The 12,011-nt window shown below is 73.7% G+C and carries 11 protein-coding genes; 4 read left to right on the top strand and 7 right to left on the bottom strand.

From position 1 onward, the window contains the following. The first annotated feature begins 118 nt into the window (after positions 1–118). Positions 119–922 carry an SGNH/GDSL hydrolase family protein gene (locus tag ACZ42A_RS31765; protein WP_468530749.1) on the top strand — a complete coding sequence of 268 codons (804 nt, stop codon included), beginning with the start codon at positions 119–121 and terminating at the stop codon, positions 920–922. A gap of 3 nt (positions 923–925) precedes the next feature. Here ACZ42A_RS31765 and ACZ42A_RS31760 read toward each other — a convergent pair whose 3' ends face one another. The 4 genes from ACZ42A_RS31760 to ACZ42A_RS31745 form a co-directional block, all read right to left on the bottom strand. Continuing rightward, a complete protein-coding gene (locus ACZ42A_RS31760; protein ID WP_468530748.1) occupies positions 926–2,527 on the bottom strand; it encodes a serine/threonine-protein kinase in 1,602 nt (533 codons plus the stop codon). Positions 2,528–2,581: 54 nt separating this feature from the next. Next, the gene (locus ACZ42A_RS31755; RefSeq protein WP_468530747.1) at positions 2,582–4,039 is read right to left on the bottom strand and encodes a nickel transporter; all 1,458 of its coding nucleotides are present in this window, start codon (positions 4,037–4,039) and stop codon (positions 2,582–2,584) included. After that, positions 4,036–5,400: a tetratricopeptide repeat protein gene (locus tag ACZ42A_RS31750; RefSeq protein ID WP_468530746.1), complete on the bottom strand. Its 1,365-nt coding sequence runs from the start codon at positions 5,398–5,400 to the stop codon at positions 4,036–4,038. The genes ACZ42A_RS31755 and ACZ42A_RS31750 overlap by 4 nt, the downstream gene beginning before the upstream one ends. A gap of 101 nt (positions 5,401–5,501) precedes the next feature. Then, a complete protein-coding gene (locus ACZ42A_RS31745) occupies positions 5,502–7,028 on the bottom strand; it encodes a DUF4331 domain-containing protein (protein WP_468530745.1) in 1,527 nt (508 codons plus the stop codon). 153 nt (positions 7,029–7,181) lie between these two features. Between ACZ42A_RS31745 and ACZ42A_RS31740 the strand changes: the two genes are divergently transcribed. The 3 genes from ACZ42A_RS31740 to ACZ42A_RS31730 all read left to right on the top strand — a co-directional run bounded on the left by ACZ42A_RS31740 (position 7,182) and on the right by ACZ42A_RS31730 (position 8,950). Continuing rightward, positions 7,182–7,745: a sigma-70 family RNA polymerase sigma factor gene (locus ACZ42A_RS31740; RefSeq protein WP_468530744.1), complete on the top strand. Its 564-nt coding sequence runs from the start codon at positions 7,182–7,184 to the stop codon at positions 7,743–7,745. After that, the gene (locus ACZ42A_RS31735) at positions 7,742–8,554 is read left to right on the top strand and encodes an anti-sigma factor (RefSeq protein ID WP_468530743.1); all 813 of its coding nucleotides are present in this window, start codon (positions 7,742–7,744) and stop codon (positions 8,552–8,554) included. The genes ACZ42A_RS31740 and ACZ42A_RS31735 overlap by 4 nt, the downstream gene beginning before the upstream one ends. 126 nt (positions 8,555–8,680) lie before the next feature. Then, entirely contained in the window at positions 8,681–8,950 is a 270-nt protein-coding gene (locus ACZ42A_RS31730; RefSeq protein WP_468530742.1) for a hypothetical protein, read from the top strand. Between the two features lie 42 nt (positions 8,951–8,992). Here ACZ42A_RS31730 and ACZ42A_RS31725 read toward each other — a convergent pair whose 3' ends face one another. The 3 genes from ACZ42A_RS31725 to ACZ42A_RS31715 are packed head-to-tail and all read right to left on the bottom strand — an operon-like array spanning position 8,993 to position 11,953. Next, entirely contained in the window at positions 8,993–10,189 is a 1,197-nt protein-coding gene (locus ACZ42A_RS31725; protein ID WP_468530741.1) for a CaiB/BaiF CoA transferase family protein, read from the bottom strand. Positions 10,190–10,232: 43 nt separating this feature from the next. Beyond that, on the bottom strand, positions 10,233–11,015 hold the full coding sequence (locus ACZ42A_RS31720) for an ABC transporter permease (protein WP_468530740.1): 783 nt from the start codon (positions 11,013–11,015) through the stop codon (positions 10,233–10,235). Then, positions 11,012–11,953: an ATP-binding cassette domain-containing protein gene (locus tag ACZ42A_RS31715; RefSeq protein WP_468530739.1), complete on the bottom strand. Its 942-nt coding sequence runs from the start codon at positions 11,951–11,953 to the stop codon at positions 11,012–11,014. The genes ACZ42A_RS31720 and ACZ42A_RS31715 overlap by 4 nt, the downstream gene beginning before the upstream one ends. Between the last annotated feature and the right edge of the window lie 58 nt (positions 11,954–12,011).

Genomic DNA, 12,011 nt, shown 5'->3' with positions numbered 1-12,011 from the left:
AGGAACCGTGCGGGAACCGGCCGGTAACGGGCCCAAGAAGGGTTGGCATGGACACTTCCCGTCAACACGCGTAGTTGGTACGACGGTTGAGGCAGAGATCCTGCTAAAGGGAGGTTGCATGAGACGTTCCCGACTTGTCGCATACGTGACCTCGGTCCTCCTCGGCGTCGTAGCGACGCTCACCGGAGCCACCGCGGCCCACGCGTCAGAAGCCGCCGCCACCGGATACGTGGCGCTCGGCGACTCCTACTCCTCCGGCGTCGGCGCGGGCAGCTACATCAGCTCGAGCGGCGACTGCAAGCGCAGCACGAAGGCGTACCCGTACCTGTGGGCCGCCGCCAACTCGCCCTCGTCCTTCCACTTCACCGCCTGCTCGGGCGCCCGCACGGACGACGTCCTCGCAGGCCAGCTGAGCCCGCTCGGCGCGGGCACGGGCCTCGTGTCCATCAGCGTCGGCGGCAACGACGCCGGCTTCGCGGACGTCATGACCACCTGCGTGACGCAGTCCGACAGCGCCTGCATCAGCCGCATCAACACCGCCAAGGCGTACGTCGACTCGACGCTGCCCGGCAAGCTCGACGCCGTCTACAACGCCATCCGCTCCAAGGCGCCGTCGGCACACGTCGTCGTGCTCGGCTACCCCCGCTTCTACAAGCTCGGCACCTCGTGCCTCGGCCTGTCCGAGACCAAGCGCACCGCCATCAACCAGGCCTCCGACCATCTGAACACCGCGATCGAGAAGCGCGCCCTGAACCACGGCTTCACCTTCGGCGACGTGCGACCCACGTTCACCGGCCACGAGATCTGCTCCGGCAGCTCCTGGCTGCACAGCGTCAACTGGCTCAACATCGGCGAGTCGTACCACCCGACCGCGAACGGCCAGTCCGGCGGCTATCTGCCGGTGCTGCGCAACGCGGCCTGAACCTCACGCACTCGGTGAAGCGGAGGCCCCGCCCGTCGGGGTCTCCGTCACACAGGTCACCGAGAAGGCCACCGTGTCGGACGCGGCGCGCACCGGCTCACGCACCTCCACCCCGATCGCGCTCTCGTGCGTCCCGCTGTCGTCGTACGTCGTCAGGACCACCCGGTCCTGCTTGCTCTTCCCGCCGCCCTCCGGGAACGACAGCGTCTTCCAGCCGCCGTCGAACGGCTCCCCGTCCTCGTCCACCCACTGGTATACGACTTCCGTCGGCACCCGGCCCACCGTGAACGTCGCCGTGAACTCCGGCGCCTCCTCGGCCGGCGGCGGACAGGGACCGGAGTACTCCGTGCGCGCCCCGGCGACGGTGACGGTCACCGACTGGGGCGGAGGAGTGCTGGAAGGGCTGCCGCTCGGGCTCGGACTCGGGCTCGGAGTCGGCGTGGGGGAGGGGGACTCCTCGGCGGTCTCCTCGTCCGTCGGGGTCGGTGAACCGTGCTGCACGGTCGGCGTATCGGAGACACCGCCCGCCTTCCCGTCCTTTCCGTCGTCGCGGTTCAGCAGCGCGTACGTCAGCCCCGCGAGCGCCAGGGCGAGCGCGGCCACGCCCGCGACCAGGACGACGGCGGCCCACCGGTTGCGGGGCGGCGGCTCGGGGACCGGGGCGGTGGGAGCGGTCGGGGCGGTCGCCTGGCGCGGCGGCGGGGTGGGTTCGGCTGCCACGACGGTCGGGGCGTACGGCGCGTAGGGCGTCGTCGGAGCCGTGTCCGCGCGCGGAGCGCCTCCCGCACCGATCAGCCGCAGATCCTGCTCGGCCCGGTCGGCGGACAGCCGCTCGGCCGGATCCTTGCGCAGCAGGCCCTCGATGACCGGGGCGAGCGGACCCGCCCGGCGGGGCGGCGGCAACTCCTCGTCGACGATGGCCCGCAGGGTGCTGAGCGGGGTGTTCTGGCGGAACGGCGAGCTGCCCTCCACGGCCGCGTACAGCAGCACGCCGAGCGACCACAGGTCGGACTCCGGGCCGGGCGTACGGCCCAGCGCCCGCTCCGGCGCCAGGAACTCCGGCGAGCCGACGACCTCGCCGGTCATGGTCAGCGCGGAGCTGCCCTCGACCATGGCGATGCCGAAGTCGGTGAGCACCACCCGGCCGTCGTTCGACAGCAGCACGTTCGCCGGCTTCACATCCCGGTGCAGCACCCCCGCCGCGTGCGCGGCCCGCAGCGCGGCCAGCACCTCCGCGCCGATGTGCGCTGCCCGCCGCGGGGTGAGCGGACCCTCGGCCTCCAGCAGCTCGGCCAGCGAGATGCCCCGCACCAGCTCCATCACGATCCAGGGGCGGCCCTCCTCGGTCGCCACGTCGTAGACCGTCACCACATTGCGGTTCGCGACCCGCGCCGCGGCCCACGCCTCGCGCTCCAGCCGGGCGTACATCCGCTCCACGTCGGACCCGGGCAACCCGGCCGGGGCACGCACCTCCTTGACGGCGACCTCGCGGTGCAGCACCTCGTCACGGGCCCGCCACACGGTGCCCATGCCGCCCTCGCCGAGCGGGGACAGCAACCGGTAGCGCCCCGCGATCAGCCGTTCACGACCCGGTACGTCGGACACGGGCGGCCCCCCATTCGCATCCGGGCGAAATCCCTGTTTCTCCACGAAAGTAGCTCACCCGAGTGCCGTTGCCGCCCCCTTGAGCACCAATCCGGCCCCGAGGGCCACGACGACGGACGCCGACCCCAGCGGCGCGGTACGCCGCAGGGCGGCCGTCAGACGGCCGGAGGGTCGGCGGACCCGCGCCGCCAGGCCCGCACCCAGCCGGAACACGGCGAACCCGGCCGCGGTGAGCGTCACCGCGAGCCCCGCCCCGTACGCGAGGACGAGCAGCAGCCCGAACCACGCCTTCCCCAGCGCCGCCGCGCCGACGAGCACGACGACCGCGGAGGGGCTGGGGACGAGCCCTCCGGCGAAGCCGAGGAAGAGGGTGCCGCGGAGGGAGGGGCGGGTGTGGGTGTGGGTGTGGGTGTGGTGATGGTGGTGCCCGTGCCCGTGCCCGTGCCCGTGTCCATGCCCGTGTCCGTGTCCATGCCCGTGCCCGTGTTTCCGGTTCCGCCACGCCCGTCGTACGAGGCCCACTCCCGCCGCCGTCACCAGGGCGCCGCTCGCGATGCCCAGCCAGGCGACCACCGAGGGCGCCGCCGCCGAACCGGCCGTGACCAGAAGGCCCAGGGCGATGACGCCGAGGGTGTGGGTGACGGTCACCGAGGCCGCCAGGGGCAGGACGTCCCGCAACCGGGCCCGGCCGCCCCGCGCCGCCGCCGTCGCGGCCATGAGCGTCTTGCCGTGGCCCGGCGCGAGCGCGTGCAGCGCGCCCAGGCCGAGCGCGACGGCGAGGGCGAGGGCGGCGAAGCCGGGGGTGAGGTCGTGACGGGCGACCAGGGAGTCGAGGGCGCGGGTGAAGCGGTCGGCGCCGCGCGGCAGCACGGACGCGGCGGGCGCGTCGGAGTCCCGCTCCTCGGCCAGGGCGGGCCCGCCGGGGCGCAACCGCAGGGAGGCGGAGGTGGTGTCGGCCGGGGAGGACAGCAACTCCTCCGGGTACCGGGTCAGTTCGTCCGACGCCGACTTCTCGGGCACGTTCGACGCGGTGAGTGTCGTACGGTCGCCGCGTGCCGTGATCTCCCGCCAGCCGGGGCCGAGGGCGCCACCCGCGCTGCGGAACCCGACCGTCACCGGCCCGTCCTGCGGGAGCGGGGCCGTCAGCCGGCACTCCACGCGGAGGGTGTCGAGCCCCGCCTGCCCCGGCCGCACCTGCCCGGTACCGGAGACGACGGTGAGCGGGACCCGCCGTCCGTCGACGGTGACCCGGCTGTCCCGCGCCGCCCGGGCGCACCGCTCGCGCGCCCAGGTGTCCAGGCCCAGCCGCTCGATGTCCGGCCCGGCCTGGGTCGCCGGGATCTCGGCGAAGTCCTCGACGTGCGCGACGCGCAGCTCGCCGGGGGTGGCGACCAGTCCGTCGTACTGGTTGACGGTGAAGTTGCCCAGCGGATGGGCGGCGGCGGTCCCGGCGGGCAGCAGGACGAGCGCGCAGACGGCCACGGCGCACGCGGCCAAGTGACGGAGTTTCACTTGGCGGCCTCCAGGCTCTTCAGCGCCGCCCGGGCCTCCCGGGCGCCCCGCGGGGCGAAGCCGGGGTTCAGCTCCAGGGCCGTGGTGAGGGAGGCGCGGGCGTCAGCGGTGCGGCCGAGGGCGCGTTCGATCATGCCGCGGTGGTAGTGGAACGCGGCGTCGCGGTAGCCGGTCGCGGTGGCCCGGCGGGCGTACGCCAGGGCCTGCGCGTCCCGTCCGTTCACGTGCAGCGCCCAGGCGAGCGCGTCGGCGGTGTGCACGGTGCGGCGGCGTTCCCACTCGGCGCGGGCCGCGCGCAGCGCCGTCTTCGGATCGCCGTGGTCGGCCGCCGCGAGCGCGGTGTCGAGGTCGGGGTTGACGCCGCCCGCGCGGGCGAGGTCCGTCCAGGCGTCGATGAGCGCGTACTGTTCGCGCGCCTTGGCCCGGTCGCCCTTCTCCTCGTACAGCTCGCCGAGCAGCACCAGCGGGCCGGGCAGCGGGGCGCGGGCGACCACCTGCTCCGCCGTCCGGATCGCCGCCGTCCGGTCGCCCCGCGCGGCCTGGGCGCGCGCCCGGCCCTCCAGCGCGGGCAGGTAGGTGTCGTCGGCGGCCAGGGCGCGGGAGTAGTGGAGCAGGGCGGCCCCGTACTCCCCCTGGCCGAAGGCGAGCTGTCCGAGCGCGGTGGCCACGTACGCCACGTCGCCGGGCGCGCGGGCCGAGCCGAGCGCCTGCTTCAGGACCCGGCGCGCGGTGCGGACATCGCCGCGCAGCTCCCGGACGTACGCGTACCGCGTGAAGACCGGCACCCCCGGCCGCCGGGAGTCGGCGAGGTCGGCGGCCTTCGAGGCCTCCGCGTAACGGCCGAGTTCGACGAGGGCGTCGACGCGGGTGCACAGGGCGCGTTCGTTGTACGGGTTGCTCCTCAGCGCCCGGTCGGCGTGGCGGAGGGCGCCGGTGAAGTCGTGTCGGGCGGCGGCCAGGGCGGCACGGCCCGCGAGGGCCTGGTCGTTGCCGGGGCGCAGGGCGAGCGAGCGGTCCAGGGCGCGGTCGGCCTGCGGATAGCGGGACGGGTCGCCGGTGGTCCTGGCCTGCTCGACGTACGCCAGACCGAGCGTCGCCCAGCCGGTGTGGTCCCGTGGCTGGGCGCGCAGACGGGCCTGGAGCGCGGTGACGGTCGCGGTCAGGTCGCCCTGTGAGAGCAGGGCGGGGGAGACGGGCACCGCTGAGACCGGCCGCCTGCCGTCGTCGCGGACGTCGCCGACCGCGATCGCCGTCCCCGTCAGGGCCACCGCCAGCAGGGCGGCGCATCCGGCGAGTCGGGCGGTGCGGCGGCGGCGCCGGGGCGGCTGCTCGGTGTCGTCGTGCGTCGTGCGGGGGACCATGCCTCTCCTCGTGCGGCGGCTGGAACGTGGGAAGGGGGAGGCGCGGCCCGCGCCGTGGGGGTTGGGGAGGGACGGGCCGCGCCGGTCTGCGGGAGGGGCCGTCAGTAGGCGCGGCCCCGGGTGCGGCGCCACCAGGCCAGTCCGGCGCCGATCAGCAGCACGCCCACCGCGCCGGCGCCCGCGGAGAGGGCGATGAGGGTGGTGTCCTGGCCGGCGGAGCCGGCCGGGCGCAGCGCGTCACCGAGCTGACTGCGGACGTCGGTGTCGCCCGAGGTGCCCTTGGCGAGCGGGCCGCGCGAACCCTCCGTCGGCAGTGCGACGTACGGGAACGCCTTCTCGAACTCCTTGTCGTTGGCGTCCACCGCGTCGCCCAGGTCGTTCTTGGCGCCGACCAGTTCGCCCTCGACGACCTGCAAGGACGCGTCGATCACGTCGTCGGTGAGCCGCCGGCCGTTGGGGAAGCCCGCGGTGTCGCCGTCGAGGACGCCGAGCCGCTTGGGTTGCTTCGCCGGCTTGACCGAGGTGTTCAGGCGCAGCTGCTCCGCCGGTGTCACGTGCGGCGGCTGGTTGAGGTCCTCGACGCCCTTGAGGAAGACGTCGACGAGGTCGTCGCGGGGCTCGGCCGGGGCCTTGATCTTGTAGATCGCCTCGATCAGCTTGGGCAGTTCGGGGTTGGTGACGTTCTTCAGGAACTTCCCGTCGTCCCGCGGCGTGGACGCGTTGAACGTGTCCTTGTCCTTCTGCGGATTGACGACCTCGTTCACCAGCGGGTTGCCCAGGCGGGACACCTGCCTGAAGTGCCCCTGGGCGTTCTTGCGCTGCGTGGTGGACCAGACGCCGACCACCGGCTGGTGTGCCGACTCGGTGATCATGTCGGTGGGCACCTGGAGGGCGATGGAGTTGACGTTGTAGCCCTTGAGGGTGTCGTTGCCGACCTCGGAGAGGTTCCCGCCGTACAGCAGGTCGAAGACGCGCAGGTCCAGGAAGAACGGGTCGTCCGCCTGCCCGGCGAACGTCGTGGCGCCGCCCGGCAGCTGGTGCACGGCCTGGTCGCGGAGCTTGCCGTAGTCCGGCATCGACGCCTTGCCGACGTTCGACGGCGCCACCGGCACCTGGTCGGCGATCTTCGTCCGGGACTCCGGGTGCAGGTTCTTCAGCCGGATCAGTTCGATGTCGTACGTCTGGGTCACGTTGAGGTCGGGATCGTCCAGGCTCTCCACCGGACCGGTGTTGTAGAGGAAGGTGTTCTCGTTCTTGACGTGCGTGGTGAAGGTGTAGCGGAAGACCAGGTCCTCCTGGGCGTCGCCGTCGTTGTCGACGCGGAGGTCGTACTGCGCGTCCTCGGCGAACGGGAAGAAGTTCGGTCCGCCGGCCGGCTCCTCGAAGGGGATCCAGTTGGCGATGAGCGTCGTCGTGTCCGGCTTGTCCGGGCTGACGAACGCGTAGAGGTCCGTGTTGTCGTACTGCGGGGTCCCCGAGATCAGCGGGGCCTCCCGGTGGCTGGAGGCGTGGGCCGCCTCCGGCGTCAGCGCGGTCACACCGGCGGCTGCGAGCCCCCCGGCGGCCAGCGCGCCACACACGAGGGCGGCGACGCCGCGTCCCGACCCGCTCCTGGAGATAGCTGTCATGCCGTCCGTTCCTCCGTGCCGACTTGCCTGACACCGGGGGATTCGCAGCGGACCGCCGGCCGGATTGGTCGGTGGGGAAAATTGATCGGGAAAAGATTTCCTCACGCCCCGACCCGCGTTTTCGGCATGCTGATCCGTACTCCCGTCCGACAGGTGACAGGGGAGGGGGAGCGGGTGGAGGCGGACGAGCTTCTGCTGCGCGTGGCGGACGGCGACCAGCAGGCCTTCGAGGACCTGTACACCCTGGTGTCCGGCCCGGTGTTCGGTCTGGTCAAGCGAGTGGTGCGGGATCCGGCCCAGTCCGAGGAGGTGGCCCAGGAGGTGCTGCTCGAACTCTGGCGGTCCGCCGGGCGGTTCGACCCGGGGCGCGGCAGCGCGCTCGCCTGGGTGCTCACCCTCGCGCACCGCCGGGCGGTCGACCGGGTGCGCAGCGCCCGCGCGGCCGTCGACCGCGAACAGCGGGAGGCGCTGCGTGCCCAGGCGCCGGCCTTCGACCAGGTCGCCGAGGAGGTGGAGGCGGGCCTCGAACGCGAGTGGGTGCGCCGCTGCCTGGACCGGCTCACCGCCCTCCAGCGCCAGTCCGTCACCCTCGCCTACTACGACGGCTACACCTACCGCGAGGTCGCCGAGCGTCTGTCGCTGCCGCTGGGCACGGTGAAGACCCGGATGCGGGACGGGCTGACCCGGCTGCGGGACTGCCTCGGAGGTGCCGCATGAGCCTCCTCGGCCGTCTCCTCCGCCGCGAGAACCCCCACTCGCTCGCCGCGCCCTACGCCCTGGACGCCCTCGGCCCCGGGGAACGGCGCCGGTTCGAACGGCATCTGGCCCGGTGCGGGCGGTGCGACGCCGAGGTGCGGGCGCTGTCCGAGGACGCGGTGCGGCTGGCCTGGTCGGCGGCCGAACCCGCCCCGCCCGCCCTGCGCGACCGGGTCATGGCCGCCGTACGGGCCACTCCGCAGGACCCGGCCGTGGCCCCTGGCCCCACTGTGCGGCTGCCGCCGCATGTCTGGGGCACGCAGCCGCCGCCGGCCCGCACCCGTACGCCCCGCACGCGGCCCCTGCTGATGCCGTTCGCGACCGTGACCGCCGCCGCGGCCCTCGTCGTCGCCGCGCTCTTCGCCGTCCAGGCGGACCGGACCCGGGACGAACTCGCCGCGGAACGGGACCGGGCACGTGAGATCGCCCACGTCCTGGCCGCCGAGGACGCCCGGTCGGCGACCGGGCGGGACGCGCGGGGCCGCACGATCGGAGTGATCGCTTCCGCATCCGAGGGGCGTGCGGTGGTGACCCTGGGCGGGTACGGAGAGCCGCCCGGCGAACACGTGCACCAGCTGTGGCTCATGCGCCCCCACGCGCAACCGCGCTCCCTCGGCCTCTTCGACGGCGACACGCCGTTGGTCGCATCCGGCCTGGACAGCGCGGCGACATCACTCGCTGTGACCGTCGAACCCGACGGAGGGTCAGCTCAGCCGACGACCCAGCCCATTGTCCAACTCGCCCTGGAATCGGTCGGATTCGGAGAGTAATCGAAGACGGGTCGTCAACACCCTTACGGGGAAGGTGTTTCCTGTGACCGCGATACACGAGTGCCCCGAGGGGGCGATAGGGTTACCCTGCCCGGGCCGGGTGGACTCGTACGGGTGGGGAGTGACATGGAACAGATAACTGTGCGCAGCAGGGCGAGGGTCCCTGCGATCACCTGCGGAAGCAGCGCGACCAGTACGCGCCTCGACCGCCATCTCGCGGTGCTGGCGGGTCCCGCCGTGCCGCAGCAGAAGACGGCCGAGGCGACCTCGCTGATGCGTGAGCTGACCGCGCGCGAGCCCGCGCACCGCCCCAGCGCCACGGGCGCCCGAGTGAGCCGCGTCTCGCTCTTCGCCCCGCTGCGCCGGCTCCGCCGCACCCTGTTCGGCGGGCGCTGACCGGCACGCGCGCTCCCCGAGGGCCGCTTCCCGGACCCGCGCTCAGGCCACCACACCGTCCCGGCGCAAGGCTGCGATCTCGTCGTCCGTCATCCCCACGGCACGCAGCAGCGCCCCGGTGTGCTGGCCGAGCGCGGGGACATCACCCATCCGTGCGGTGTCCCCACCCGGCAGCGTGATCGGCGGCAGCAGCGCCCGCAGCGGCCCGACCGGCGACCCCACCTCCCGCCACCGCCCCCGCGCCGCCAGCTGCGGATGCTCCGCCACTTCCCGTACGTCCCGCAGCCGCGCGCACGCGATCCCCGCGCCCTCCAGCCGCGCCAGCGCCTCGTCGGCGTCGAGCGCCCCCAGCGCCTTCCCCACCAGCTCGTCCGTACGTTCCCGGTTCGCCACCCGCGCCGCGTTCGTCGCGAAGCCCGGGTCCGTGCCCAACTCCGGCTCGCCTATGACCTGTTCGGCCAGCCGACGCCACTCCCGGTCGTTCTGCACCGACAGCAGCACCCGCCCTCCGTCCGCCGTGGCGTAGGCGTCGTACGGCGCGATCACCGCGTGCGCCAGGCCGGTGCGCGCCGGGGGAGTGCCGTCGTGCATCGCGTGGTGCAGCGGATGGCCCATCCACTCCGCCAGCGCCTCCAGCATCGAGATCTCCACCGGCCCGCCGCGCCCGGTCGCGCCGCGCCGCACCAGCGCGGCCAGCACGCCGGAGAAGGCGTACATGGCCGCCGCGATGTCCGCCGCCGGGATGCCCGCCTTCACCGGCTGCTCCGGCGTCCCGGTCACCGACACCAGGCCCGCCTCGCACTGCACGAGCATGTCGTAGGCCCGCTTGTCCGCGTACGGCCCCGACGCCCCGTAGCCCGAGATGTCCACCGCGATCAGCCGCGGGTGCGCCGCGCACAGCGTCGCCGCGTCCAGGCCGAGCCGGGCCGCCGCCCCGTGCGCGAGGTTCTGCACGAACACGTCCGCGTCCGCGACCAGCCGCCGGACGACCTCGAGACCGCGCGGGTCCTTCAGATCCAGCGCGATCGACTCCTTGCCGCGGTTGCACCACACGAAGTGCGAGGCCAGACCGCGGGCGGCGGTGTCGTAGCCGCGCGCGAAGTCCCCGCCGTCGACCCGCTCCACCTTGATCACCCGGGCGCCGAGATCGGCGAGCTGACGGGTGGCGAACGGGGCGGAGACGGCCTGCTCGACGGCGACGACGGTGATGCCCTCCAGGGGCAGGGGGAGCTGATCCATGGGGTGGATCATGGCCCCTGCCCAGGTGCTTTGTCAGTAGCCGCTACCGGTCCCCGTGCGCGTAGCGGCGTACGGCGGCCGGGGCGAAGGCGGCGATCAGTACCGCGCACCAGGCCAGCGACCCGGCGACCGGATGCGCCACCGGCCAGGCGGCGCCGTCGGGCACGGGAGCGTTGCCGCACAGATCCCGTACGGCCGTGGTGACCGCGCTGATCGGGTTCCACTCGGCGAGGGTGCGCAGCCAGCCGGGCAGGCCGTCGGTGGGGATGTAGGCGTTGGACAGCAGCGGCAGCACGAAGGTCGCCCCGCCGAGCTGGCCGGCGGCCTCCTCGTTGCGGGTGAGCAGGCCCAGGAAGATCCCCGCCCAGGTGCAGGCGAAGCGAAACAGCAGGAGGAGTCCGACGGCTGCGGCGGCCTCCGCCGCCGATCCCTCGATCCGCCAGCCCATCGCCAGCCCGACCAGCAGGAACGGCACGGTGCCCGCCGCGTTGAGCACCAGGTCCGCGGCGGCCTGGCCGAGCGGCACCGCCGCTCTGCTCATCGGCAGGGTGCGCAGCCGGTCGGTCACACCCCGGTGGGTGTCCTGAGCGGCCTGGAACATCCCGGTCATCACCCCGCCCGCGGCCGTCGCCACCAGCAGCCCCGGCACCAGGAAGGAGCGGTACTCGGCGCCGGGCATGGCCAGGGCGCTGCCGAAGACGTAGCCGAAGAACAGCAGCATGGTGATCGGCATGGTCTGGGTCAGGATCAGCAGGCCCGGGTTGTTGCGGGCCCGCTGGAGCTGACGGCCCAGCATGGCGGTGCCGTCGTAGATCAGTGTGCTCATGTCGCGGGCTCCTTCTCGGTGAGGCGCAGGAAGACGTCGTCGAGGGTCGGCGGCCTGAGGCTCGCGTCGATCAACGGCACGCCCGCCGCGTCGAGTTCGCGTACCAGGCGGGGCAGGGTGAGGGTGGTGTCCCGGGTGACCGCGCCGACCGCGCCCCGGGCGTGGTCGAACGCCGGCCGCGCGCCGGTGAGGTGGTCCAGCACACCCGCCGCCTTCACCATCACGTCGGCGTCGGCGACCACCACCTCGACGTACGCCCCGACGATCGCCTTCAGTTCGGCCGGGGAGCCGGTGTGCGCGACCCGGCCGCGGTCCACCAGCGCGATGTCGTCGGCGAGCCGGTCGGCCTCCTCCAGGTACTGCGTGGTCAGCAGCACCGTCGTGCCCTCGGCCTTCAGCGCGCGCACCGCGTCCCAGATCCCGTTGCGGGACGCCGGGTCGAGGCCGGTCGTCGGCTCGTCCAGGAACAGCACGTCCGGGCGGCGGACCAGGCTCGCCGCCAGGTCGAGGCGGCGGCGCATCCCGCCCGAGTAGGTCGAGGCGGGGCGGTCGGCGGCCTCGGTGAGGCCGAAGCGCTCCAGCAGTTCGTCGGCGGCGTCCGCCGGGCCGCGCACCCGGTGCAGCCGGGCGAACAGGCGCAGGTTCTGACGGCCGGTGAGATCGCCGTCGACCGACGCGTACTGCCCGGTGACACCGATCCGGCGGCGGACCGCCGCAGCCTCGCGGACCAGGTCGTGCCCGGCGATCCGGGCGGAGCCGGCGTCCGGGCGCAGCAGCGTGGTCAGCAGCCGGACGGCGGTGGTCTTGCCCGCCCCGTTCGGGCCGAGCAGCCCGCAGATCGTCCCCTCCGCGACCGCGAGATCCAGTCCGCGCAGGGCGCGCACCTCGCCGAAGCGCTTCTCCAGACCCTCACTAAGTACAGCGTACGTAGTAGTCATGGCTCGACCATAGCGCACTACGTACGGCGTACGTAACTAGGATGGTGGGCGAGGTGAT

It is taken from the genome of Streptomyces sp. NPDC030838 (assembly GCF_055572035.1).
This window is presented reverse-complemented; position numbering and strand designations above follow the sequence as displayed.